Source organism: Streptomyces sp. NPDC048417, assembly GCF_040651615.1.
Taxonomy (GTDB): Bacteria; Actinomycetota; Actinomycetes; order Streptomycetales; family Streptomycetaceae; genus Streptomyces.
This window is the reverse complement of the sequence record NZ_JBEZKI010000044.1, coordinates 66,625-91,123: the sequence shown is the minus strand read 5'-3', so window position 1 is coordinate 91,123 and position 24,499 is coordinate 66,625. Positions and strand designations below refer to the sequence as shown.

The following is a 24,499-nucleotide window of genomic DNA, read 5'->3' as shown; positions in this document are numbered from 1 at the left end:
GCGAGCGCGCAGGAAGCAGCCCACACAGGCCAGGGCGCCGATGGCGACCCAGTAGTTCGGCATGGCCTCGGGACCGTAGAACAGCGTCACCCACAGGGAGGCGAACAGGGCACCGGCCAGGGCCAGGACACGCGGCACGACGTGGCCTCGCCAGACGCGCAGCGCGAAGTAGAGAGCCAGGCCGGAGAGGACGGACAGGTAGACCCGGAGCAGGACGGTGGAGTCGGACCACGACGCGATCGGGGCGACCAGGAGCGAGATGCCACGGGAACGGGGCGCACTGAAGTAGGCGGCGGGAACATGACCGCTGACCTGGCTGACGTAGACGGTCTCGTCCCAGCCGAGACCGAGATCCGGCCGTACGAGGGCGAGCTGGGCGACCGTGAAGACGACCGCGACCGCCGCGAGCCAAGGTTCCCCGCGCAGGCGACGAGGTTCGGCGGACTGCGCCGGAAGACCTGTGCGCGGGGCACCGGTCTTCGTGGCATTCGAGCCGTCGGCCATCTTGCACCTCTCGTCGTCGCACGCCATGGATCCGGAGCCTCCTACAGCTCGTAGGAGAGCACCCCACACTACGGCTTGTAGGGTGAGAGACGGGTGAGAAGACGCCGCCTCCGCGTTTCTCCGCAAAGCGCCCGGCACGGCGTGTTCGGCGCCATGGCCGCAGAGCCGGACCAAGGCCATGACGTACCGTCAGCCCGCTCCCCACCGACGCGATCCGCTACGCGGACTCCACGGTGACCGTGTCCGCACGGCCGATCAAGGTGGGGGCTCCTTGTGGGGTCGTACGGCAGTGCGCTCGCCCGGCGATGGGGGCGAGCGCCCTGCCGGATGGGCGACCGCGACGAGGTGATCGCGATCAACGACCTTGGCGGCGTCAACCTGAACACATCCTGCACGCCGGCCCCGTCCCTGCTCACGCGGCGTGGCGCGCGGTTCGCTGCGGCTGCGCGACGTCCTTCCGGGTCACCGCCAGATACACCACCAGACCGAGGATGACACTGAGGAACAGCGCGCTGGTGACGACTGTGCCCAGGCTAAGGCCGCCGTCACCGGTCGGCTGGGAGAGGTAGTCGCCGATGGAGGCTCCGAGCGGGCGGGTGAGGATGTAGGCGATCCAGAAGCTCCACACCGCGTCCAGGTCAAGCGCGAAGTGCGCGAGGGCGACCGCGGCGATGACCAGGCCGAAGAGGACCGCGGCGAGCCAGTAGCCGAAGTCCACCCGCTCGGAGACCAGGTCACCGGCGGCGGTGCCGAGGGCGAACGTGAACAGGACGGCGAGCCAGTAGAAGGACTCACGGCCCGTGGTGTCGATGCTGTGGATGGACAGCGTGCGCTCGCGGCGGTACCAGACCACGAAGACCACCGCGAGGACGATCGCGAAGACGGTGGTGCTGGTCTCCAGCGGGACGCCCATGTCGTCGGTCAGGTTGTCGCTGACCAGCGTGCCGACGACGCTGATCAGGGCGACGGCGGTCCAGTACACACCGGCGCGGTAGGCACTGGTGCGGAACTGCACGACCAGGACGACCGCCAGCAGGGCGCTCATCAGCACCGACACACCGGTCAGGCCGAGCCCGGCCTTCTCGTTGAGCAGGTCGGCCACGGTCTCCCCGACCGTCGTGCACAGCACCTTGATGATCCAGAAGCAGACGGTGACCTCGGGCACCTTGTTCCAGCGCACCCGGCGGCCCGAGGACGCCTCGGCGCCGGCCGCTGAGGCCGCCGGGGTTTCTGATGTCTCGTGTGCCATGAGGCCCGACCGTGCCACGGACTACCTGAACGCATCCTGACTGCCGTGCGGCATCCGCCGCCCCGCCGTCCGCCGCCCTGGACCATCCCGCCGGCACCGTGCGCCCGTCCTGGACGCGCAGCAGCTCGGGCAGCACCTGGTCGAAGGTGGGCGCGTCGGCGACCATTACGTCACGGATCCCGTGCCCCGAGAGCGTGATCGGCGGCGGTCTCAGGGGAGTCGCCGCCGATCAGGTCCGTCAGCGCATGTCCGTGAGGAGGGTGTTGAGTTCGGCCTCCTGCTGTGCCGGCGACATCGGCGGGTTCGGGTGGTCGATGCCGAAGGTCTTCAGGACCTGGTCCATCTGGGCGTCGAGGAAGGTCCAGCCGGTGTTGTCCAGCGGCTGCAACGAGGCTTGGTCGGCATCCCAGAGGTCTCGCAGCGACTGGGCGGCCGTGTGGGCCCCGGTCGCGTTCCCCGACTGTGCGTCCTTGAGCGAGGTCGATGCGAGTGTCCTCAGTGCGTCTACCTTCGCGGACGGGAACTTCTTCACGGCCTGGCCAGGGGCGAGTTGAACGGTGGAGGTGGCGTCGGTCTCCGGCGCCGGGCCGACGTGCGGCTGGCTGTGGGCCCAGCCCAGCAGTCCCCCGGTGGCGACGGCGAGGAGGCCGAAGCCCGCCAGCGCGATGCGCTCCCTCTTCGGGTTGGCGGTGATCTGCGGGGTGTGCGTGGCGTCGTAGGTCTCGGTCACGTCGGAGCGCGTCACCGTCAGGTAGATGACGGTCGCCAGGATCAGGCCGAGGAAGATCAGGCTGGTGGTGAAGGTACCCAACGCAAGTCCGGTCGGTTCGCCCGGCTGAGCCACCTTCGGGGAGGCGAGCCAGTCGCCGATGTTGGCGCCCAGCGGGCGGGTCAGGATGTAGGCGAGCCAGAAGGACAGCACCGGGTTCGCGCCGAACTTCCGCAACAGCGTGATCGCCGCGATGAGGCCGAGCGGCAGCAGGACCGAGACTCCCGGGCTCCAGCCGGTGAGCTCCAGGGTCCAGTCGCCGGTCGCGGTGCCCAGCGCGAAGGTGACGAGAACGGTGAGCCAGTAGAACGACTCACGCGAAAGCGTCGTGACCGAGTGGATCGAGAGGGTGCGCTCGCGCAGCCACCACACGCCGAAGACCACGGCGAGCAGGACCGAGAACACCGCGGAGCTGATCCACAGCGGCACGTTGAGCTGGTCGGTCAGGATGTCGGTGTACAGCGTGCCCGTGACGCTGACAACGACCACGGTCAGCCAGTACGGGAACGGGACGTACCGCTTCAGCCGCAGCTGGGCGCCCAGAGCCACCACGAACACCGCGGTGAAGATCCATGCCGTGTTCACCAGGCCGACGCCCAGTTTCATGTTGATCCAGTCGGCGAAACTCTCACCGACGGTCGTGCACAGGATCTTGATCACCCAGAACCAGATGGTGACCTCGGGAACCTTGTTCAGCATCAGCCGCCCACTGCGGTGCGTGCGGGCCTCGCTTGTCGTTGTCATGCGGCGAGGTTGGCTCGGCCAACCTGCACACAACCTGACTACGCGATCGCCTCCGGCGCGGGGAAGGTCACCTCGACGCGACCGTGACCATCCGCGATCGCACGGACCGCCACTCCCGCGGACGCGGCGAGACGCTTTACCACGGCCAGCCCCAACCCGTGCCCGTCGCCGCTGGTCACGCCCGCTTCGAAGACCCGGTCGACCTCCGCCGGATCGAACCCCGGGCCGTCGTCGAGGACATCGATCACAACCCCCTGGGGTTGGCTGCGCGCCGTGACCCAGACGCGCGAACTCGCATGCCGCAGGCCGTTCTCCAGCAGGGGGGACAGCACAGCCACGACGAGTTCGGTTGCCACGGCGACGTCGACGTTGGTCGGGACGGCGAGTTCGATGGAGCGGCCGGCGATCGCCTGTCGCGCCGCCGCCCTGAGATCGCAACGGGTACCGCCGTCGATCCGTGTCCGGGCGGTACTCAGAATCGTCGTGATCGCCGCGTTCAGACGGTCGACCTCGGTCAGAACGGACTCCGGTGCCAGATGATGACCGGAGAGTTGCGCCAACTGCGCCTCGCCCCGCAGGGCCGTCAAGGGCGTCCGCAGTTCGTGGGCGATCTCATCGGTGAGCCGGCGCTCGTCCGCGAGCGCGTTGTCCACGCGGTCAAGCAGGCGATCGAGAGTTCGCCCGAGCTCCCCGAATTCATCACGCGGAACACCGAGGTCGAATCGGCGTCCGGGTTCGTGATCGCCCCAGTCGTCGGCGAGAGCGGCCATTTCGTGGACCACCCGCAACGCACGACCCACCACGAGGTGTGCGACGACGCCTGCGAGCAGGATCGAGATGCCGCCCAACATGAGAGACATCGTCAGGCTGCGCTGCTCCGACGTCTCGTACGGCGTCAGATCCACCCTCACGACCGCCATGACGCGGTGGCCTTCGAGCCGGATCGGCTGGGCATACAGCAGGTAACTGCCGACCGTGATGGTTTGGGACTGCCCGGAGCCGACAAGCGCATCGACGCGGCCAAGGACGCTGCCCGGCACGATCCCGTCGATGAGGTGCCCATCGGCATACACCCATGAGACCGTGTCCAGCGCTTCGTTGCTGCTCTCGATCAGTACGACGTGGCCACCGCGTACGGCTACGTTCGCCGCCACCGCCTCCGCACGTGTATGCGCCAGAGCGTTGGCGTCGGCGTCGGTCACCTGGCTCAGCAACACGTGTGAGACCACCACCAGCACTGCGACCACCGCGGTCGCGATCAGAACCGCAAGCGCGACGACCCTTCCACGGAAGCCCGTCACTCCCATCGGTAGCCCACCCCACGGACCGTCGCCAGGTGATCGGCCACGCCCAGCGCACCGAGTTTGGTCCGTAGCCGGCGAACGAAGGAGTCAAGGGTGTTGTCGCTGACCTGCGCGCCATGCGGCCAACCGGCAGCAACGAGGGCGTGGCGGCGTACGGCGTCGCCCTGCGAGGCGATGAGCCTGCCCAACAACCGAAACTCGGTCGGCGTCAGACTCTCGCTTGTCGAACCGTAGATCACGACATGTTTCGCCGGATCGAGAACCACGCCACTTGGTGGGCTCGTCGCGGTCGTTCTGCGGAGCAGGGCGCGGACCCTCACCAGCAACTCCGGGATGTCGAACGGTTTCGTCATGTAGTCGTCGGCTCCCGCCTCGAAGCCGCCCACTTTGTGGTGCATGCCATCCAGAGCGGTGAGCATCAGCACCGGAGCGTCAACGCCACGTGCCCGCAGCGCCAGGCAGACATCGCGGCCATCAGCGTCCGGGAGCCCGAGATCCAGGACGACCAGGTGAGGGACCGGCTCTAGTTGCCGCAGCAGACTGTCCGCCGTAGAAGCGACTGCGATCGTATGGCCGTCGTGCTCAAGTGCACGCTTGAGGACGTCACGTACCGCCGTGTCATCCTCACATACCACAATAAAAGCCACACTCTGCCCCTAGGTACTCCAGTGAGAGTTCTCTCTCCCTGGTCAGCGCCGTGGTGGTACGCGAGATCTGCAACGGCTTCGGCCAGTGCGGTGCACCCGTCGGCGCCCCGCCGCTGCCCCAGGCGCCGATCACCCGCGGCCGTCCCCGGACCTGGCGGCCCGGCGCCCGCGGTACACCTCGGCCATGAGGGGGACCAGCGACACGATGACGATCAGCGCCACCATCGGAAGCAGGTACCGGTCGACGTTCGGGATCGACGAGCCGAGCGCGTATCCCGCGAGGGTGAGGCCGACGCTCCACACGAGCCCGCCGACGACCTGCCACAGGGTGAACGTCCGTACCGGCACCTCCAGCGCGCCCGCCACCGGGTTGAGGACCGTGCGCACCACGGGCACGAAGCGGGCCAGCACGATGGCCTTGGCATACCCGTAGCGCTCCAGGAGCTCCTCGGCGCGTTTCGCCCCTTCGTGCAGTCGCGGGGAGTGACTGCGAGCCAGCAGCGCTCCGCCGGCCTTCCGCCCGAGCAGATATCCGCACTGAGCCCCGACCAGCGCGCCTGCCGCCGCCGCCACGAGCAAGGGGCCGAGAGACAGGTGCAGGCTCCCGTGCGCCGACCCCGTGCACAGCAGTCCGGCGGTGAACAGCAGGGAGTCACCCGGCAGGAAGAACCCGATCAGCAGTCCTGTCTCGGCGAACATCACCACCGCGACACCCAGCACCCCGAAGGCCGCCAGCAGTGAATGGGCGTCGAGCACGTTCACAGCCAGCTGGGACGCCGCCGGAATCGGTGCCGTCATGGGGCAGGGTCCTTTCGGATGGATGAGTTCGGACAAACAACTGCGCGACTACAGCTTTGTAGACACCCTCTGGAACTCTAGACGTTCGTCGGGGACACCCGTTCCCGCACGACACCTCGGGGCAGCTGACGTCAGGCCCGCCGCCACAGAGCGGAGAGGCTGCCCGGCTCCTGCGGCACCCTCACGATACGCCCCACCTCTACATGACGTAGTAGATATTCGCAGATCGTCAGGAACATCACATATCGCCGGGCGATCAACCGCCGGTCATATCATCCTCGCAACCACCCTGACCAGGTCCTTCGGCGAGACGTTCAGGTTGCGGTCAGGTTGACCGCGCGGTGGTGAAATTCATGCACCAGAAGTCCCCAAGCGACGGCAAAACCGTCTGGGGCGACGGGAGATGGCCATGCCATCGTGCGGACCATGACCACAGAGAGTCTCCTCGACGACCGCCCCCTCACCCCCCTGCGCACCATGGCGACCAAGGTGCCGGAAGTGACCGCCTACTTCTGGATCATCAAGGTGCTCACCACCGGGATGGGCGAGACCGCATCCGACCTTCTGGCGCGGGTGCTGGGCCCGGTGCCGGCGGTCGGGCTCGGTGGTCTCGCCCTGGCGGTCTCCCTGGCCGTGCAGTTCGCGGTGCGCCGGTACATCGCCTGGGTGTACTGGACGGCCGTCGTCATGGTCAGCGTGTTCGGCACGATGGCCGCCGACGTGCTGCATGTCGGTCTCGGCGTGCCCTACACCGTGTCCACCCCGCTCTTCCTCGTCGCGCTGGCCGCGGTTTTCGCCCTCTGGTACGCCGTCGAGCGCACCCTGTCCATCCACAGCATCACCACCCGCAGCCGCGAGTCCTTCTACTGGGCGGCCGTCCTGGCCACCTTCGCCCTCGGCACCGCCGCCGGCGACCTCACCGCGACCGCAGGATTGGGCTATCTCGGCTCGGTCGTCCTCTTCGCGGTGGCGATCTGTGTTCCCGCACTCGCCCACCGTCTCGACGCCCTGGCCGCCGTGCCCGCGTTCTGGGCGGCGTACGTCATCACCCGCCCCCTCGGCGCGTCCCTCGCCGACTGGATGGCACTCGGGCACGCCCGTGGCGGCCTCGGGTTCGGCCTCGGCCCGGTCACCCTCGCCTGGACGGTCGCCATCGCCTGCTTCGTCGGCTACCTGGCGGTCTCCCGCAAGGACACGTCCTACGACAAGTAGGAGGCGGACGGGTAGCCTGTGCGCAACGACGGCGAGGGAAGGCGGACGGTGAGGTGGCGGGCCGAGGAGACGAGGAAGCCCACGAGGTATCCGGCAGGCGGGCGCGCGGCGAACTGGAGAGCGATGTGCTCGCCGCGCTCTGGGCGGCCAACGGGCCGCTGACCGCGCGGGATGTCCAGGGACGGCTGCCGGGCGACCTCGCCTACACGACCGTACTGACCATCCTGTCCCGGCTGCACGACAAGGGCATGCTGGCACGGCACCGCGAGGGCCGTGGCTACGCCTACGAACCGGTCCGCGACGAGGCGTCCCACACCGCCCAGCGCATGCACTCCCTGCTGAAGGGCGGCTCCGACCGTGAGGCGGTGCTGGCCCGCTTCGTCTCGGAACTGTCCGAACAGGACGAGCACCTGCTGCACCAGATCCTGTCCGGGCACGACGACACACTCCCCGACAGCCGACGCTCACCTGGGAAGCGGTGAGCCGGTGCTGATCAGCGTCTACATCCCGTTCCTCGTCACGGCGGCGCTCGCCGCGCTCGCGCCCCCCGTGGCGCGTCGACTGCCCCCGCGCCCGGCGGCCCTGGCGCTGGCCTGCGCCGCGGTGGTGACAGCGGCAGGCTGGGCGGGATCACTCGCCCTGCTGGCTTTCACCAGAGTGGCGCAGATCCCGCAGATCGCCGAGGAGGGCCGCTGGTCCGTGTCCGCACTGCGCTCCCAGGACCCCGTCTACGCCGTGGTCGCGGCCATCAGCACCCTGGTGCTCGCGGTCTGCGTCGTCTCCCTCGGCGTGGCCGCCGTCCGGCAGGGCCACCACCTGCTCCGGGCCCGGCGGGAGTGCGCCAGACTGCCCGGGCACACGGAGCTGGCCGTACTTGATGACGACGTCCCGGTGGCCTTCGCACTGCCTGGGGCACCGGGCCGGATCGTCGTCTCCCGGGGGATGCTGCGCCGCCTCGGTGACGCCGAGCGCGAGGCGCTGCTCGCCCACGAGCGGGCGCATCTGCGCAGGCGTCACCACGTCTTCCAGAGCGTATGGCGGCTCACGGCCGCACTGAACCCGTTGTTGCGGCCGGTGGCCGTCGCCGGCGACTTCGTCCTGGAGCGCTGGGCCGACGAGGAGGCCGCCGAGCGGGTCGGTGACCGCAGAGTCGTCGCTCACGCCGTGGGCCGCGCCGCGCTGGCATCCGCCGGTGTGTCCCGTCCCGCCGCGCTGGCCGCGACCGGCGGGGTGGTGCCCCAGCGGGTACGAGCCCTGCTGGCCCCGCCGCCCGCCCGCCGGAGCCTGCCCTTGCTGGTGGGCGGTCTGCTACTGGCGGTCTGCTGCGCGAGCCTGGCCAACGCCGCCTCGGACAGCGACCGGATGCTGGACAGCGCGCAGTGGGCACTGTGCACGGCACATGCCGACCCCACCACCGCCGCGCCGACCGACCACGACGATGACCCTGGGCACGGACCGCACGGCTACTGCGCCGACCCCGATCATCCGGACCATGGACAGCGGCACTTCTGACCTGCCCCGCGCCGCACCTGTTGTGACGCTGCGCTGCCGGACGGGCAGTCATAGTGGATCCCCGGTCGAAGCGGTTTGCCGGGCCGGCTGTGTGGCGGCGATGGGCTCGGTCGTCAGCAACGGGCGCAACACCCCATGACTCAGGGAGCCGACCAGCGGGGCGGCCCAGCGGCGCAGTGCCGAGCTGATGAGGAAGGCGACGGGGAGGGCGAGGGCAGCGGAGCCGAGGACGTCGTGGGGGTAGTGGGCGCCGACGTAGACCCGGCTGAAGCCCTCCAGTACGGCGAACACGGCGGCGACGGCGCTCAGCCGGCGGTCGAGCAGGAAAAGCGCTGCCACGGTCGCGGCGGCGACGGTGGCGTGCCCGCTGGGGAAGGCGTAGTCCGAAGGTGCTGGGCAGGTGTCGACGAGGTAGGCGTGGGGCATCGACCGGCAGGGCCGTACCTCCGCGACGAGCTTCTTGACGACCTCGGTGGCGGCGAAGGCGGTCAGGACGGCGACCGGCGAGGCCAGCGCGACGGTCATCGCCTGCGGGCCACGGCGCCGTGCGGTCCACCACCCCGCGATCATGAGGATCGCGAAGACCCCGAGACCGAGATTGGTCCACATCTCCATGGGTGCGTTGAGCCACTTGGTGTCACGGGCGAAGTCGGTGACCGAGGTGAACAACGAGCCGTCGATGCCGGATCCGTCGAAGGCCAGTTGCGCGGTGGCGGCCGCGGCCATAGGGAGACGTCCTTCCGTCCTGATGAGCGGGTTGAGTGCTCATGGGATGAGCGAGCGGCAATGGGGTTCGGGCTGAGCCACCGGTCGCCCCGCACGTGCGGGGTGACATTTGGATGACATGGCGACGACGCCAGAGTGACCGCCCGCCAAACCTACTACATCTTGTAGATTCCAGGATCTGGGCCACCGCCACACTGTGCGGCCAGGGTCGGGCGACGGTGCGTCCACCGGGTCGGATCGGTCCGATCAAGGGCCAGACCTGACGCCATCGACGCCCCTCCCCTCGGTGAACCATCACTGGCTCTACATCTCGTAGTAACTTGACCGGCATCAACCGGGATGCCGGAGCCCGGGTCACCGCCGGATTCCCGTCCAGCGGCGATCGTTTCCCAAGTTCTACATCATGTAGTAGCTTCGCTTCTCAGCACCCCAGCGGTCGAGTCGTGGCCCTGGCCCGCGCGCAGACGCGGCCTCGGCCTGCCCGCAGCGCCGTCTGGGCCGGGGCATGCCCGGCGTGCCCCGTAGCCCATCAGGAGGCTGATCCACCGTGGTCCACCGTGACGACCTGGTGCCGGAGTCGGCGCCCTCGCTGTCCGCCGCACCGCCGCAGGGCGGTGCCGGGCGGATCGCGATCATCTCGGCCGGTGTCGGCGCGGGACACGACGGTGCGGCCGCGGGGCTGGCCGAGCGGCTGGCCGAGCACGGGTACCTGGTGGACCGGCACGACTTCCTCGACCTGCTGCCCACCGGTACGGGCCGGCTGCTGTGCGGTACCTACCACCGCATGCTGACCTGGATACCGGACGGCTACCAACGCCTGTACGCGGCCACCGACCGGGCCGCACGCCCCGGCGCGGTGTGGCGGGCGCTGTTCCGCGCGGCCGAGCGGCGCACCCTGCGGGCGCTCGCGCCGGACACCTGCGCCGTCGTCTCCACCTACCCGGGAGCCAGCCAGGTCCTCGGCGCGCTCCGTCGGCGCGGCCTGCTGACGGTTCCCGCCTTCACCTACCTCACCGACTTCTCCGTCCACGCCCTGTGGGTGGCCCCCGGCATCGACGCCCACCTGGCCGTCCACCCGGTACCGGCGGCCCAGGCCCACGTACAGGGCGCGGCCGCCGCCACCGTCGTCGGTCCGGTCACCGACGCACGCTTCACCCCCGCGACCGCCGGGCAACGGAGTGCCGCGCGCGAGCGGTTCGCCCTGCCCGCGGACGCGCCCCTGGCCCTGCTGGTCGCCGGATCGTGGGGGGTCGGGCCGGTGCGACGGGCCGCCGCCGAGATACGGGAGACCGGGGTCGCGGTGCCCGTGGTGGTGTGCGGGCGCAACCAGGCCCTCGCGGAGGAGTTGCGCCGGGACGGCGTCGAGCATGCCTTCGGCTGGGTGGACGACATGCCCGGGCTGATGCACGCCTGCGACGTCCTGGTGCAGAACGCGGGCGGACTGACCTCGCTGGAGGCGTTCGCCGCCGGGCTGCCGGTGGCCAGCTACCGCTGTATCCCCGGTCACGGCCAGACCAACGCGGACGCCCTGGAGGAGGCGGGCCTGGCGGCCTGGATCCGCGACCCGGCGGACCTCGGCCCGGTGCTGGCCGAGCTCCTCCACGGACCGCGCGGTCGGGCCCAGCGCACGGCAGGCCTCGACCTGCACCGCCTGGCTCCCGGGCCGGTGACCGCCATCGCCGCCAGAACCGGGCCGCAGCCCACGCCGGACGCACAGCCTTCGGCGAGGCGCTTCCCCGGCCGACGACGGATCGCCCTGACGGCCGCCACCGTGGCGGCCACGGTCTGTCTGGGCGTGGCCGCCCCACTCGCCCACGCCTACAACGAGACGCCCGCCCGCTTCACCGCCGTCGCCCACTACCTGGACGGAGACGGACGATGACCCCGGCCCGTCTCGCCCGTGCCACCGCGCTCGCCTCGGCAGCGGCGGTGCCCGCGCTCGCGGCGCTGCACGCGGCACCGGTGATCTCCACGTTCGGGCCGCTGCGCAACGCGGCCATGCCGCGCCTGGCCGGCCGAGGCCGGCCGGATCACGTCGCGCTCACCTTCGACGACGGCCCCGACCACCTGTCCACCCCGCACTTTCTCAGGCTTCTCGACGCGCGCGGGGTGCGGGCCACCTTCTTCCTGCTCGGCTCGATGCTGGCCCGCTCACCTGGGGCGGCGGAGGAGATGACCGCGGCCGGGCACGAGATCGCCGTGCACGGCTGGCACCACCGCCCCCTGCTACTCCGCGGACCCCGTGCCACCTACGACGACCTCGCCCGCGCCCGCGACGCCGTGGCCGACGCCACCGGCAGGCCACCCACGCTCTTCCGGCCGCCGTACGGGGTGATGAGCAGCGCCGCGCACCTGGCCTGCCGACGCCTCGGCCTGACCCCGGTCCTGTGGACCTGCTGGGGCGAGGACTGGCGCAGGCGGGCCACCCCTCAGTCCGTCCAGGACACCGTCCTGACGGACCTGCGCGGCGGCGGTACCATCCTGCTCCACGACTCCGACTGCACCTCCGCCACCGGCTCCTGGCGCACCACCCTCGCCGCGCTGCCCCGCATCCTCGACACCTGCCAGGAACGCGGCTGGCAGGTCGGCCCCCTGCGCGAACACGGCATCCCCGGCCTGCCCCGTCGGTGAAGCTCGCCACTCGGCGAGGCGGTGTCGCTACGGCGAAGCTCCAGCCGCCTCGGCCGGGCCCTGCACACTGTCCAACGCCACGCCCGCATGCCCGAACCCCCGGCCCTGCGCATCGCTGCGCCTACCGGCCGACCCTCGTCGACTCCTATCGCGACTGTCTGCGTGCCCACCGTGCGGCCGACCCCGCAGTCCCCGTCACCCAACTGCTGTGCGAGATCCGGGAGCTTGGCTACACCGGCAGCGCCAACCTGTTGGTTCGCCACCTCAACCGCGACCGTGCCGAAGGGCGACCGCCCCGCCACCACCCGGCGTCACCACCGGCCACGAGCCGGACCCAAGACCGTACAGACCCCCTCCCATTGGCCAGTTGGGCGGCGCCGGACCGCCATGAGACGACTCAAGGCCCGCCGCGGACGTTTGCCGGCGTCGGCGTACTGGTCGTCGGTGCGGGTGAGGGGGAGGTGTTTCCGCCGGTTGTGCCGCCGAGGAGGCCGCCGCCAGTACCGGCGGTGGTTCCGGTGGTGTCGGTCGGACTCGGGCTGACACAGTGCTTCCCGTGCCCGCGGCACGGTGCGGTGGTGGGGGTCGGGGTGGCCGGCGCGGTCGGGGTGGCCGGGGGTGTGCTCTGGGCCGCGGTGGCGGAGGGGGTGGGCGAGGGCGCGCCGTATTCGTCCGTGCTCTGGCCCAGTTGCGGTGCGGGCGGGAACTGCTGAACGGGTTGTCCCCGAAGGGCGGCTGTCATGTAGCCGGTCCATACCTCGGTGGGCATGTCGGCGCCGAAGACCTTGGCGTAGCCGCCGACACCCTGCATCGACTGGAGGCCGGCGTTCTTCGGGTCCTCCTTGAACATGCTCACGGCCGTGGTCAGCTGCGGGGTGTAGCCGATGAACCAGGCGGACTTGTAGTCGTCGGTCGTTCCCGTCTTGCCGGCCGCAGGGCGCCCCAGGGCCTGGGCGTTGGTACCGGTGCCGTGTTCGACGACGCCTCGCAGGACGTCGGTGACGGTGTCGGCGGTCGAGGAGGGCATGGCCGTGGTGCCCTTGGGCTTGTCGAAGCCGGGCAGCTGCCGACCGTCGGCGACAACCTTGGTGACCGAGTACGGCTCGTGCTGGATCCCGCCGTCGTCGAAGGTGGCGTACGCGTCTGCCATCCGGATCGCCGACGGTGTGGAGGTGCCGATGTAGAAGCCCGGGGTGTCGTACTGCAGGCTTGTGCGCAGGAGCCCCGCCTTCAGGGCCTCGCCCTCCACGTTGTCGTAGCCGACGTATTCGCCGAGCTGGACGTAAGGGGTGTTGACCGACTGCTCCATCGCCTTGCGCAGGGTGATGTAACCCCACTTGGTGGACACGTCGTTGCGCTGGTGCAGGAGCCCAGTGGGGTCCTTCGAATCCGGTAGTTCCTGGCCTTGCCGGTTCTTGACGGTGATGCCGTCGTCGCCGTCGAACTTCGACTCCGGGGTGATCGGTGAGGCCGGCTGCCCCGGGGAGAGGACGGCGCCGTGGTCGAGGGCGGCGGCCAGGTCGATGGGCTTGAAGGTGGAGCCGACCGGCACGCCGGTCGCGTCCGCGTTGTCCGTCCAGTGCCCCTTGTTCCAGCCGGGCCCTCCGTACAGCGCGACGATCGCGCCGGTGGACGGATCGATCGACGCCGCACCGACCTGGACGTCCTTGTCGGCAGAGCGGTGGTGCGGGTCGAGGTGCTTCCGCTCCATCGCCGTGACGGACGTCGACAGGGCGCTGACCCTCTTCTTGTCGAAGGTGGTGTAGATCTGGTAGCCGCCGTGGCCCAGCTGCTGCTCCGTGAGGGAGGTGTGGGCCTCGACGTATTTCTCCGCGGTCTGCACCAGGTAACCGGTCTGCCCGGCCATCCCCGCCGACGGCGTGTACGGCTTGGGCGTGGGGAACCCGGCCGCCAGGTACTGCTGTTCCTGGGCGTCGGTGAGCTTGTGGATCTTGACCATGCGGTCCAGTACGTACGTCCAGCGCGCCTTGGCCTGAGCCTTGGCCTGCGGGTCGGTGTCGGCGTGCATGAGCAGGCTCGGCTCGTTGACCGTTGCGGCGATGAAGGCCCCCTGGCTGACGGTCAGCTGGAAAGCGTGCACGTGGTAGTAGGTACGGGCCGCGGCCTCGATGCCGTAGGCGTCCCGGCCGTAGTAACAGGTGTTGAGGTAGCCCTGCAGGATCTGCTGCTTGGACATCTGCCCGCCGATCTTCAGAGAGATCATGATCTCCCTGAGCTTGCGGGTGACCGACTGGTCCTGACTGAGGTAGGTGTTCTTCACGAACTGCTGGGTGATGGTGGACCCCGACTGCACCTCACCGCCCGTGGCCATGTGGTAGACGGCGCGGAGCATGCCCTGCGTGTCGACACCCGGATCGGAGTAGAAGGTGGCGTTCTCCGCGGCGAGGAAGTCCCATTGCACCAGCTTCGGCACCTGGGCGAGGTCGACGTTCTGCCGGTTGGTCGACCCCTGCGTGGTCATCACCGAGCCGTCCGACCAGTAGAAGGTGTTGCTCTGCGCTTGGGTATTGGGGTTCGCACCGGGAATGGTCGTCGTGGCGTAGGCATAGCCGAACAAGCCCAGCAGGCCGCCGACGAACAGCAGGAAGGTGCCCGACACCAGCTTCCACGACGGCAGCCACCGCCGGAGACCACGTCGGCCGGCCCGCGGGTAGTCGATCAGGCCCCGCCGACCGGACCGTGTGGAGTCCGCACGTCGCGTGCCCGGGGTTCGGCGGGCACGCCCGTCCCGGGACCGCGCAGCCCTGCGCGCCGCGGCCCGGCCACCGTGGTGCACACCGTCAGAGCCGGACGGTATGGTCCTCCCCGACGATCGGCGCCGGTGTTCGCTCATTCTCGCCACTCCTCAGCCAAGGACCCGGCTCCGTCGGCGCCGAGAGGCCACCCACGGAGTGCCCCCTTGGGGTCTGCCGGGGCGCGCTTGCACCCCCCGACAACTCCTACATGTTGTAAGAGTAAGGCGCGCCAGCAGTACGCGTGCAGGCGCCCCCCTGGTCAGAGGCGCAGGGCAGCGGGTCGCCTTTGCTTGAGAAGAGGGGCCGCAGTGGGCAAACCCTGCCGGACACTGGCCGCAACCGACTTGACCTCGAAGGCTGCCGCCCCGGTCGCGGTATCTGCCGGCAGGCCCTCGACCCGCACCGCCGGCGGCGACGACCGAATGCATCAGAGGTCGGGCTGCCGCTCTCCTCTCGGCTGGGCTGAAGCAAAAGGTGAGCTGGTCACAGGTGTCGGTTCCGTGATGCGGATACGCCGTCGGCTTCGGCTTCGGCTTCGGCTTCGGCTTGCGAACGAGACGGAGAGCGTGAGCGCGGTGATGAGCGATATGAAGCCGCCCAGGATCAGACTGGAACGGGAGCCGAGCGTGTCCGACACCAGACCGACCAGCGGGGCGCCGACGGGGGTCCCGCCGAGGAGGACGAGGAAGTAGACGGACAGGACGCGGCCCCGCACATGTGGGTCGGCGTGGAGCTGGATCAGCGCGTTGGCCGTGGTGGTCACGGTCACCGCGGCACATCCGGTGAAGAACAGCAGGGCCAGGAACGAGCCGTAGCTCGGCATGAGGCCCTGCGCGACTTCCAGTGCACCGAAGCCCATCGTGGTGGAGGTCAGACGGCGGGCGGTGGGGGGCTTGCCGTGGTTGGCCCAGTAGATCGCGCCGAGGAGGCTGCCCAGAGCGTAGGCGGCGGAGAGGCAGCCAAAGGTGGCGGCGCCCGTGTGGAAGACCGTGATGGCGACGAGCGAGATGGTGACCTGGAAGTTGAGGCCGAAGGTGCCGACGAAGGCGATGAGGCTGATCGGCAGGAGCAGCTCCGGGGTGGTGGCGATGTGGCGGAGTGCCTCGCGCGCTCGGGTGGGGCCAGGTCGCGGGCGGACAGGGGCGTCCGGTGCGTCGGTACGGATGGTGCTCAGGCCGTAGAGGACGGCCAGGTACGAGGCGGCGTTCAGGAGGAACACCGGGCCGGTGCCGAAGGCTGCGACGGTCAGGCCGGCGAGGGCCGGGCCGACGGCGCGGGCCACGTTGAACTGGGCGGCGTTCAGGCTGACCGCGCCGGCCGTGCGCTCACGGGAGACGAGTTCGCAGATGTAGGCGTTGCGGGCGGGACCGTCCACGGCGGTGGCCGTGCCGAGGGCGAAGGCCAGGGCGTAGACGGACAGCAGGTTCACCGCTCCGGTGACCGTGAGCAGTCCCAGGAGAAGTGACTGGGCGGCCATCGCCGTCTGGGTCAGGAGCAGCGTCCGTCGCTTGGGGTACCGGTCGGCCAGAACGCCTCCGGTCAGGCCGAGCAGGGTCTGCGGCAGGAACTGCAGCGCGGTCACGATGCCGACCGCGCTGCCGCTGTTGCCGGTGGTGTGGAGGACGAGCAGGTCCTGGGCGGCGCGCTGCATCCATGTGCCGATGTTGGAGACCAGCTGTCCGAGCAGGTAGCGCCGGAAGTTCCGGACGGCGAGGACGTGCGTCACCGGCATGCGAAAGACGGCGCTCATGACGTCTGGCGGGCGTACGTGTCGCCTGCGACGGGCGCGTCGGCGTCGTCGAGGTGATGGAAGGTCGGGTGGGGGTGCATGAGGAACGCGTGGTGGGAGATGTTCCATGCGTAGGCGCCGGCCATGGCGAAGGCGACGCGGTCGCCGACGCGCAGCCGTTCGATCATGATCCGTCTTGCCAGTACGTCCTTGGGCGTGCAGAGCTGTCCGACCAGCGTCACCGGCTCGTCTCGGACCTCCGGACGGTTCCAGGGCCGGAGCCAGATGTCGTCGGGGATCACCTCGAAGGGCTGGTCGTGCTGTTTCGCGGCCGGCGTGCGCAGGTGGTGGGTGCCTCCGCGCAGGACGGCGAACGCGTGCCCTCGGCTGAACTTGATATCCAGGACCTGGGTGACGTACCAGCCGCAGTAGGCGGTGACCGAGCGGCCTGGTTCGATCCGGAGCGTGAGGTGGGGGTGGCGGGCGAGGATCCGGCGCAGTCCGGCGCCGAGGGCGGGCCAGTCGAACACTCTGGGCGGATGCGTGTAGTCGACGCCCATTCCGCCGCCGACGTTGACTTCCCTCAGGTCGATTCCGCGATCACGGGCCCAGTTCTCGGCCCAGGCAAGGATCTTGTCGACGAGCAGGAGCTGGGGCTGGGCCTGGAGGCCGCTGGCAAGGTGGAGGTGGAGGCCGCGCAGCCGGACGCCGGGGGCCGACTCCATCACCTTGAGGCAGCGGTCCAGTTGTACGGGATCCATGCCGAACGGCCCGCCGCCCATGGCCAGGGCGACTCGGCCCACGTCGACGGGCAGGTTGACGCGCAGCAGTACCTCCACGGTCCGGTCGCCCAGCACAGTGGTGAGCAGGCGGAGTTCGTGTTCGCTCTCGATGTGCAGGCGCTCGGCTCCTGCGTCCAGGGCGCGGGTCAGCTCCTGCTGCGTCTTGCCAGGGCCACCGAAGGCGATCGGTGCGTCGGGGACGATGGCGCGGACGTGGTCCAGTTCGCCGCCGGAGGCCGCCTCGAAGCCGTGGACGTGTCCGGCGAGGGTTCGCAGGATCCCGGGGTCGGAGTTGGCCTTGGCCGCGTACAGCAGCTCGACGCGTTCCGGCAGTGCGGCCCGGATCGTACGCACGTGCTCACGCAGGTCCGGCAGGTCGTAGACGTAGGCGGGCAGATCGTCGTCGGGCAGTGCGGCGACGAGGTCGGACACCTCGGGCCTCACCGGACCACCTCGCGGGGGAAGTCCTTGCCGAGCGGGCTGGGCACGGGCACGTAGGTCGCGTGCCGGTCGGCCTTGCGGGACCAGCGCAGCAGAAGGTTGGCCTTGGCCGGCAGCGGTACGCCGGACAACAGAGCACGCAGGCGCGGCGGTTCGGCGGCGGTGCGGGCGTAGGCGGCGAGGTGGTCGCGGACCAGGCCCCAGAGGGCGGGTTCCAGCGTCGGGTCGAGGTCGGCCAGGGCGCTGAGCATTTCGGCGGTGTGGTTGACCAGGAGGCAGTACGCGACCCGGTTCCAGCCGTGTTCGGGATCGTAGGTGAGCGGACCTCGCACGTCGGCCGGGAGGTCGGCGAGGGCCTCGCGGTGGCGGCCGGGCAGGAGCTTGGTGCCCTCCAGGTCGCGGAAGAGCATCTGTGCGGGTGTGCCGTCGGTATCGACGCCGACGACGACGTTCTGCAGGTGGGGTTCGAGCACGACCCCGTGTTCGAAGTAGGCGGCCAGCACCGGCGGCAGCAACAGCCGGAGGTACGCGTCCCACCAGGCCAGGACATCTCCGTCGCCGCGGGCGAGCAGGTGCGAGACATGGGCCGCACCGTTCGGGTACTCGTCCGCCACCGCGGCGGCGAGCAGGGGGGTGACCCCGGGACGCAAGTGGTGGCGCAGACCGGAGCGGACGACGACAGCGAAGCCCTCCAGGAGAGCGGTGTCGCCGGCCGTGTCGAGGGTCCGGTAGCCGGGCTCGGCCAGGAGCGCGCATCCCGGGAAACGGCCGGCGAGTTCGGCGAAGACGGGCTGGAGCAGCCGGGTGAGGGCGACCGCGCCGGACAGTTCGTAACTGGCGTGCTTGCGGACGCAGTTGGTGAGGCGGACGTTGAGGCTGAACTTCAGGAACGCGTCGGTCTCGGGGTCGTACAGAGTCCGCACCGACGCGGTCGGCACCAGCTCCGGTCCGCCCGTGCCGGTGTCCACGACATCTCCGGCGGCGACCGCTTCGCGCAGCCGGTCGTGGTCCTTCAGCAGCCGGTACTGCCAGGGGTGCACCGGAAGGACGGCGAACTCCGGGTCAGCCACCGGATGCAGCATGTCCAGCGCGTGCGGCTCGCCCTCCTCACGCACGAGGTCGCGGCGTACGGCCAGATAGCGCAGACGGAAGCGGTTGCCGGTCTCCGGGCCGAATGCCAGCCAGTCCGCGGGGTCGCCGGTACGGGACTTGGGAGTGGGGTGGAAGCGGTGGCCGAACACCAGGGACTGCTCCGAGGCCACGTACGGGTCCGCGTGCGGCTGGGCGGCCGCCCGCTTTTCCAGTACGACGCGGATCGTCTCCCGGCTGTCGGCGACCTGGCTCAGGAACTCCTCGTTGCCGAGACCCGTGCGCTGTTCCAGTTCGTCCTGGATGAGGCCGGCCAGCTCGCGCCAGTCCACGGTCACCCAGGCGTCGCCGTCGAGCCGTCGCACCGAGCCCTGGAAGCGGTGCGCTCCGATCAACGAGACCCGGCGCAGCGCCGTGCGCAGCAGGAGGCCCCGGCGGGGCAGTCGCAGCAGGAGGTGGTCGTCGACGACCGTCACCTGGTGCTCGGGGGCGGACACCTCGCGGATCAGGCAGTTGAGCAGCGTGTGGGTCGTGACGATGTCGGCTGTCCGCGACGGCTCCGCGATCTGGGCAGGTACGGTGGTGGCGATGTCGGTGTGGGGGGCTGCGCTGGTGGTCATGTGGTCGCTCCAGTGGGACAGCGGTCGGTGCCAGAGGTCAACGGCACAACGCCAAGGGGTTGGGAACGGACGTCCATTGCGCGGCGCCCGGGTTCTCGGACAGCCGCATGGCGATGGTCGCCTTCAGCGGCATGGTGTCCGCGAAGAACGCCGCCGCGTCCTCCTGATCCGGCAGGCCGGCGAGAACGCGGCGTCCGACTTCGGCGACCGCGCCCCACAGCGCCCGTGGATCAGCAGCCCGGGCCCGGCCGAGGACGTCGACCAGTTCGCTGAAGACCCCGCTGATCAGGCCGCCGAAGAGCTTGGTGTGCAGGGCGCCCACGTCGTCGCCTGCGCGGGTGCCGAGCAGCGGCGGCAGCGTGAAGCCGTATCGGGCCAGGCGGTGCGGGCTGACCCGTACGCCGTCCAGGTCCCGGTAGAGCACCCGCACCGGCCGCCCGTCTCGCAGGACGACCAGGGTGTTCTGGCCGTGCGCCTCCAGTGCCACCCCCATGGACAGCAGCGTCAGGGCCGGGGGCAGGACGAGGCCGGCCAGGTCCGCCAGCCAGCGCAACGGGTCCCCCGACACCATGGCGGCCCCGGTCGCGTGCACGGCGGTGAGCGGTACCGCGATCTCGTCGGCGTCGAGGTGGCGTTCGGTCGATTCGCGGATCATGGCGGTCAGGCTCGCGGAGGGCTGTCCGTCCACGCACACCGAGCCGCCGCCCAGCTCCCGCAGGACCCGCAGGCTGCCGCTGTGTCCGGCCTTGTCGATGACGGCCGCGACCAGGTCGGACAGTGGGGGCCCGTCGGCGGCCTCGGCCGGGGAGATGGTGCGCCGGTAGTTGGTGACCTGAACGTCGAGCGCGGTCTTGATGTGGCGGCCCGACAGGACGCCCAGCGGTGCAAGGGTACGCAGCGACAGCAGCGGGCGGGCCGGGATCGTCTCCTCCACGACGGCCAGGTCGGGGTGGTGCCCGAGCACGTGGTCCCGCTGCCAGGGGTGCATCGGCAGCAGGTACGCGTCGCCGTCCCGCAGTGTTCGCGGCCAGTCGCCGACGCCCTGCCAGCGGTCGGCCGGGACCCGGAGCAGCGCGAGCCGGACGACCGGGTGGTGCTCGGGCGCGTAGGCGAGCACGTCGGCGACGGACATGCCGGTGCGCGTCCGGCAGCAGGGGTGCTGCGGGTGGCCGTCGACGACCGCCTGCTCAGCATCCGCCGAGTCGGCCGGAGGGACCTTCCGGTCCGCGTTCGCGGCCCTGGCCAGGGCCAGGTTGACGACGCTGTTGTCGAGCTCGGCCGCCAGCCGCTCCGCCGCCGGGGTACGCAGGCCGAGCTGCGCCAGCAGCTCGGCCGGACCGCTGATCGGCCCCTCCGGTCCCGAGACCGCGAAGTCATCGGGGACCTCGGCGAACGGCCGCGCGCCGGCTTCGGCCGCCGACAGCGTCCCGCCCCGCCACAACTCGACGACCAGGGAGTCGGACTCGCGTCGATGCGCGGTCACACCGGGCAGGGGTTCTCGTACGAAGGCGCCCCACAGACGGCTCAGCACGGTGGCGCGTGCTCCTGGGAGTGCGGTCGCGAAGGGCTCCGCCAGGTCCGGGCGGAGGCGGCGTAGTTCGTCAATGGGCATACGTTGTCCCTGGCTCTTGCGGTGTCGGGTTGTCCGGTGGTGCGCCGGTGGCACCGACCGCAGAACCGACGCTACGGGAAGACGATCAAGCGAATTGCCAGAGCAAATACAGTGAGAGGTCCCGGACTCCCCCGAAGCAGCGTTTCGCCTCCCTCGTTTCCGGCCGGTCCAGCCGATCCGACCGAGAAGGACGATGGGACCCGCGGACTGACCTTGGATCAGATTCCGACTGTCACCTGGGAGACCGAGGGCCGACGCCCGACGTCTTAACTCTTGGCTTACGCCACGCTGGCCAGGTCCTTGATGTGGTCAACACTCCGCGCCTCAGTGAATGAGCCGCGCGTGGAAGATCACCGGCTCGGGGGAGCTTGCGGCGTTTGTGCCACGCGCCGTGGCCGTCGTCTGTGAGCCTTTCGGCATGCGTGTCTTGCTGATCGAGGACGACGACCGGGTGGCCGGGCCGTTGGCGGAGGGGCTGCGCCGTTTCGGGTTCACCGTGGAACACGCCAGAACGGGAGCCGAGGGTCTCGCCGCGCCCGAAGTGGCGATGGTGCTGCTGGACCTGGGACTGCCCGACATGGACGGCATCGACGTCTGCCGAGAGCTGAGGTCCCGCTCGTCAGTGCCGATCATCATGATCACGGCCAGAGACGACGAGGTGGACCGTGTCCTCGGGCTCGAACTGGGTGCGGACGACTACGTCTCCAAGCCCTTCGGCGTACGGGAACTCGTCGCCCGGATCCGTGCCGTGACCCGCCGCGCCCGCCCCGCGGTTCCGGACACCCAGTGTGGATCTTCGAAGCCCTCGGACGGCCTCAGGCACCCCGGGACGCCCGACATCCAGCGGATCGGCCCTCTGACCATCGACTGTCGCACCCGGCAGGTGCGCCTGCACCAGTCGTCCATCGCCCTCGCGCCCAAGGAGTTCGACCTGCTCAACTGCCTCGCCGAGGACCCCGGTGCCGTCTGCTCCCGCCGGCAGATTCTCGACACGGTCTGGGAACCGAACTTCTTCGGCCCCACCAAGACCCTGGACGTCCACATCGCCGCGCTGCGCCGCAAGCTCGGCGACGCATCCTGGATCGAGAACATCCGCGGAATCGGGTTCCGCCTCGTCCTCCCGGCATACCTCGACGCCACGTCCGCCGCGGTGCAGGCGCGCGGCGGAGAGATCCGGTGACTCGTCGCCTCCTGCTCAGCCATCTGAGCCTGATACTGCTCGTCCTGCTCGCACTCGAAGTGCCCTTCGGCGTCTTCTACGCCCGAAGCGAGCTGTCCCGCTTCTCCCACACAGCGGAGCAGGGGGCGATGACGCTCGCCGAGGTCTGCGAGGACAAGATGGAGCACGGACTGACAGCCGACCTGCCCGAACTCGCCATCGCGTACGGGCAGCGGACCGGCGGCACCGTGCTTGTCACCGACCGCCGGGGCGTCGTTCTCACCGACACCGCTGCCCACGCCATGGTCGGCAAGGACGTGTCCGGCGAGCCGGACATCTCCTCGGCCCTGCACGATCACCCCGCTGTCGGCACGCGCAGGGCCCCGCCCGCAGACGGTGAACTCCTCTTCGTCACGGTCCCCGGCGGGTCCAACGCCGCCGTCGCATGCGTGGTGCGAACGGTGTACGCGCTGGGCCCGCTGAAGGCAAGGGTGCACACCACCTGGTTGGTCCTCGCCGCCGCCGGGCTCGGGGTCCTCGCCGCCGCCTCCCTGATCGGGTTCGCTTTCGCGCGCTCGATCACCCGACCCGTACAGGCCCTGGAACGCGCCACCGCTCAACTCGCCGAAGGCCGGATCACCGATCCACCGGCCACCGACCACGGGCCACCGGAACTGCGCCGGCTCGCCGCGTCGTTCACGCGGACCGCGACCCGGCTGCAGCACCTGCTCCAGGCTCAGCAGGCGTTCGCCTCCGATGTGTCACACCAGCTGAAGACACCCCTGACCTCACTGCGCCTGCGCCTGGAGAACTTCGAGCCGCACCTCGCCCCCTGCGCCCAGGACAGCCTCGACAAGGCACTCGGGGAGCTGGAGCGCCTCAGCCGCATGGTGCAGGGGCTGCTCGCTCTCGCACGGCTGGAGAACACCGAGATCCGGGCAGAGGCAGCCGACCTCCATACCGTCGTCGCCGATCGCGCGGACATCTGGACCGCCTTCGCCGACGAGCAGCAGGTCGACATCATCGTGTCCGCAGGCACGTCCGTGCCGGTGCTGGCAGTCCCCGGCGCACTGGAGCAGATCATCGACAACCTGCTCTCCAACGCGCTCCGCGTGTCCGCACCGGGAACCGCCGTCACCATGGCCGTCATCACCACCCCGGCACAAGGCACCCGCACCCCGCCCATGGCCGAGCTGCATGTGATCGACCAGGGCCCCGGCATGACCGAGGCCGAACGGCACCGGGCCTTCGACCGCTTCTGGCGAGCTCCCCATGCCGACCACGACGGCACCGGCCTCGGGCTACCACTGGTCCGGCACCTGACCCGCGCCGGAGGTGGCGAGGTCACCCTGGAGGCAGCCCCCGGCGGCGGACTCGACGCCGTGGTCCGCCTCCGTACTGGGTTCTCGGGTGCCCCTTCGCTATCGCCCTAATGACCATCGTATGTACCAGTTTGTACGTCATCTTCAAGCGGCGGGATCGGCTCTGAGCAATCAGCCGCGCGAGCGTGTGCCCCGCGGTTCAGAAGCAACGAGGACGCGCGTCACGGCCTCTCTCGGGCCGCTGCGGAGAATGAGATGCGCTCCGCTTCGGCCGGTTCTACCCGCCGCGGGCCAACGGTCTTGTTGAATCTTCGGGCATCAGCATCAAACCCGGTTCTGATGCCATTTCATCAATAACGACGCGTCAACAGGGATCCCCCCTAAAAGGAGTGGTACAGGCGCTCGCGTCGCAGGATCGCGCCGTTCTCGCTCTTGGGTGCGGCGTCGTATTCGGCCACGATCCCCACGCCCGCCTCACTCGCGGCGGACGCCGCCTCCGCCTGCGGATCTCGGCGACCTGGCCCTGGAGACACGAACTGGCCACGGCCTTCCAACGGTCACGGCCTGCCGTGCCTGGACCTCGGAAAGAACGCGGTCCATTGCGCTGTCGCCCGACGGGCAGGAACACGTCAACCACCTTCGCGCCACAGGGCTGGGTCAGCGGCGTGTCGAGGCCGATGACGGCGGCGGTCAGTTGCTGCCGCACCGGTTGCGGCAGCGGGTCTCCGTGGACCGTGTCCGCCAGGTTGGCCCTGTGAGCGAGTTCAGTGCGCGGATTCTGCGCGGCCTCGCCGGCCGCGGTGCCCTCCCTCAGGGGGTGGCGGCCTGTGGCCGACGCGAGCGAAGACCTCTCACCGCTCTCGTGCTGCGCAGAAGGCGCACGCTCTGACATG

The 24,499-nt window shown here is 70.1% G+C and carries 18 protein-coding genes and 2 pseudogenes; 8 read left to right on the top strand and 12 right to left on the bottom strand.

The window, feature by feature from the left end:
* The 6 genes and pseudogenes from AB0D59_RS45640 to AB0D59_RS45615 all read right to left on the bottom strand — a co-directional run.
* A pseudogene (locus AB0D59_RS45640) lies at positions 1-504 on the bottom strand (hypothetical protein); the annotation flags it as partial.
* A gap of 412 nt (positions 505-916) precedes the next feature.
* Entirely contained in the window at positions 917-1,753 is an 837-nt protein-coding gene (locus AB0D59_RS45635) for a hypothetical protein (protein ID WP_362577604.1), read from the bottom strand.
* A gap of 238 nt (positions 1,754-1,991) precedes the next feature.
* Positions 1,992-3,266 (bottom strand): hypothetical protein, encoded by a 1,275-nt coding sequence (locus AB0D59_RS45630; protein ID WP_362577603.1) that lies wholly within the window; start codon positions 3,264-3,266, stop codon positions 1,992-1,994.
* A gap of 38 nt (positions 3,267-3,304) precedes the next feature.
* Positions 3,305-4,573: a HAMP domain-containing sensor histidine kinase gene (locus tag AB0D59_RS45625; protein ID WP_362577602.1), complete on the bottom strand. Its 1,269-nt coding sequence runs from the start codon at positions 4,571-4,573 to the stop codon at positions 3,305-3,307.
* A complete protein-coding gene (locus tag AB0D59_RS45620) occupies positions 4,564-5,217 on the bottom strand; it encodes a response regulator transcription factor (RefSeq protein ID WP_362577600.1) in 654 nt (217 codons plus the stop codon). Before AB0D59_RS45620 ends, AB0D59_RS45625 begins: the two co-directional genes overlap by 10 nt.
* 129 nt (positions 5,218-5,346) lie before the next feature.
* Positions 5,347-6,015: a DedA family protein gene (locus AB0D59_RS45615; protein ID WP_362577598.1), complete on the bottom strand. Its 669-nt coding sequence runs from the start codon at positions 6,013-6,015 to the stop codon at positions 5,347-5,349.
* Positions 6,016-6,441: 426 nt separating this feature from the next.
* Between AB0D59_RS45615 and AB0D59_RS45610 the strand changes: the two genes are divergently transcribed.
* From AB0D59_RS45610 to AB0D59_RS45600, 3 genes are read left to right on the top strand one after another with little or no spacing between them, the layout of a single operon-like run.
* On the top strand, positions 6,442-7,227 hold the full coding sequence (locus AB0D59_RS45610; RefSeq protein WP_362577597.1) for a hypothetical protein: 786 nt from the start codon (positions 6,442-6,444) through the stop codon (positions 7,225-7,227).
* A 53-nt stretch (positions 7,228-7,280) separates the two neighbouring features.
* Positions 7,281-7,709, top strand: a complete 429-nt coding sequence (locus AB0D59_RS45605) for a BlaI/MecI/CopY family transcriptional regulator (RefSeq protein ID WP_362577595.1) — start codon at positions 7,281-7,283, stop codon at positions 7,707-7,709.
* Between the two features lie 4 nt (positions 7,710-7,713).
* Positions 7,714-8,739, top strand: coding sequence for a M56 family metallopeptidase (locus AB0D59_RS45600; protein WP_362577593.1), 1,026 nt, complete (start codon positions 7,714-7,716; stop codon positions 8,737-8,739).
* A gap of 48 nt (positions 8,740-8,787) precedes the next feature.
* Here the strand turns inward: AB0D59_RS45600 and AB0D59_RS45595 are convergent, their stop codons facing one another.
* The gene (locus tag AB0D59_RS45595) at positions 8,788-9,465 is read right to left on the bottom strand and encodes a phosphatase PAP2 family protein (protein ID WP_362577592.1); all 678 of its coding nucleotides are present in this window, start codon (positions 9,463-9,465) and stop codon (positions 8,788-8,790) included.
* A 547-nt stretch (positions 9,466-10,012) separates the two neighbouring features.
* Here AB0D59_RS45595 and AB0D59_RS45590 point away from each other — a divergent pair.
* The 3 genes and pseudogenes from AB0D59_RS45590 to AB0D59_RS45580 all read left to right on the top strand — a co-directional run.
* Entirely contained in the window at positions 10,013-11,347 is a 1,335-nt protein-coding gene (locus tag AB0D59_RS45590; protein WP_362577591.1) for a glycosyltransferase, read from the top strand.
* A complete protein-coding gene (locus AB0D59_RS45585; protein WP_362577589.1) occupies positions 11,344-12,096 on the top strand; it encodes a polysaccharide deacetylase family protein in 753 nt (250 codons plus the stop codon). Before AB0D59_RS45590 ends, AB0D59_RS45585 begins: the two co-directional genes overlap by 4 nt.
* A 39-nt stretch (positions 12,097-12,135) precedes the next feature.
* A pseudogene (locus tag AB0D59_RS45580) lies at positions 12,136-12,398 on the top strand (ISL3 family transposase); the annotation flags it as partial.
* Positions 12,399-12,493: 95 nt separating this feature from the next.
* Here the strand turns inward: AB0D59_RS45580 and AB0D59_RS45575 are convergent.
* The 5 genes from AB0D59_RS45575 to AB0D59_RS45555 form a co-directional block, all read right to left on the bottom strand.
* Positions 12,494-14,716 (bottom strand): transglycosylase domain-containing protein, encoded by a 2,223-nt coding sequence (locus AB0D59_RS45575; RefSeq protein ID WP_362577588.1) that lies wholly within the window; start codon positions 14,714-14,716, stop codon positions 12,494-12,496.
* A gap of 563 nt (positions 14,717-15,279) precedes the next feature.
* Positions 15,280-16,602 carry an MFS transporter gene (locus tag AB0D59_RS45570; protein WP_362577586.1) on the bottom strand — a complete coding sequence of 441 codons (1,323 nt, stop codon included), beginning with the start codon at positions 16,600-16,602 and terminating at the stop codon, positions 15,280-15,282.
* Entirely contained in the window at positions 16,599-17,807 is a 1,209-nt protein-coding gene (locus AB0D59_RS45565; RefSeq protein ID WP_362577584.1) for a type III PLP-dependent enzyme, read from the bottom strand. Before AB0D59_RS45565 ends, AB0D59_RS45570 begins: the two co-directional genes overlap by 4 nt.
* Positions 17,804-19,513, bottom strand: coding sequence for an IucA/IucC family protein (locus AB0D59_RS45560; protein ID WP_362577583.1), 1,710 nt, complete (start codon positions 19,511-19,513; stop codon positions 17,804-17,806). The genes AB0D59_RS45565 and AB0D59_RS45560 overlap by 4 nt, the downstream gene beginning before the upstream one ends.
* Positions 19,514-19,550: 37 nt before the next feature.
* Entirely contained in the window at positions 19,551-21,125 is a 1,575-nt protein-coding gene (locus AB0D59_RS45555; RefSeq protein WP_362577581.1) for an IucA/IucC family protein, read from the bottom strand.
* A gap of 418 nt (positions 21,126-21,543) precedes the next feature.
* On the opposite strand from AB0D59_RS45555, the gene AB0D59_RS45550 reads away from it, so the two are divergent.
* On the top strand, positions 21,544-22,305 hold the full coding sequence (locus AB0D59_RS45550) for a response regulator transcription factor (RefSeq protein ID WP_362577579.1): 762 nt from the start codon (positions 21,544-21,546) through the stop codon (positions 22,303-22,305).
* Complete coding sequence (locus tag AB0D59_RS45545; RefSeq protein ID WP_362577577.1) at positions 22,302-23,717, top strand: HAMP domain-containing sensor histidine kinase; 1,416 nt, start codon at positions 22,302-22,304, stop codon at positions 23,715-23,717. Before AB0D59_RS45550 ends, AB0D59_RS45545 begins: the two co-directional genes overlap by 4 nt.
* Positions 23,718-24,499: the final 782 nt, after the last annotated feature.

Coding starts and splice junctions, on each gene's coding strand:
- AB0D59_RS45635 (WP_362577604.1), bottom strand. CDS start 1,753: ATGGCACACGAGACATCAGAAACCCCGGCGGCCTCAGCGGCCGGCGCC.
- AB0D59_RS45630 (WP_362577603.1), bottom strand. CDS start 3,266: ATGACAACGACAAGCGAGGCCCGCACGCACCGCAGTGGGCGGCTGATG.
- AB0D59_RS45625 (WP_362577602.1), bottom strand. CDS start 4,573: ATGGGAGTGACGGGCTTCCGTGGAAGGGTCGTCGCGCTTGCGGTTCTG.
- AB0D59_RS45615 (WP_362577598.1), bottom strand. CDS start 6,015: ATGACGGCACCGATTCCGGCGGCGTCCCAGCTGGCTGTGAACGTGCTC.
- AB0D59_RS45610 (WP_362577597.1), top strand. CDS start 6,442: ATGACCACAGAGAGTCTCCTCGACGACCGCCCCCTCACCCCCCTGCGC.
- AB0D59_RS45595 (WP_362577592.1), bottom strand. CDS start 9,465: ATGGCCGCGGCCGCCACCGCGCAACTGGCCTTCGACGGATCCGGCATC.
- AB0D59_RS45585 (WP_362577589.1), top strand. CDS start 11,344: ATGACCCCGGCCCGTCTCGCCCGTGCCACCGCGCTCGCCTCGGCAGCG.
- AB0D59_RS45570 (WP_362577586.1), bottom strand. CDS start 16,602: ATGAGCGCCGTCTTTCGCATGCCGGTGACGCACGTCCTCGCCGTCCGG.
- AB0D59_RS45560 (WP_362577583.1), bottom strand. CDS start 19,513: ATGACCACCAGCGCAGCCCCCCACACCGACATCGCCACCACCGTACCT.
- AB0D59_RS45555 (WP_362577581.1), bottom strand. CDS start 21,125: ATGCCCATTGACGAACTACGCCGCCTCCGCCCGGACCTGGCGGAGCCC.
- AB0D59_RS45550 (WP_362577579.1), top strand. CDS start 21,544: ATGCGTGTCTTGCTGATCGAGGACGACGACCGGGTGGCCGGGCCGTTG.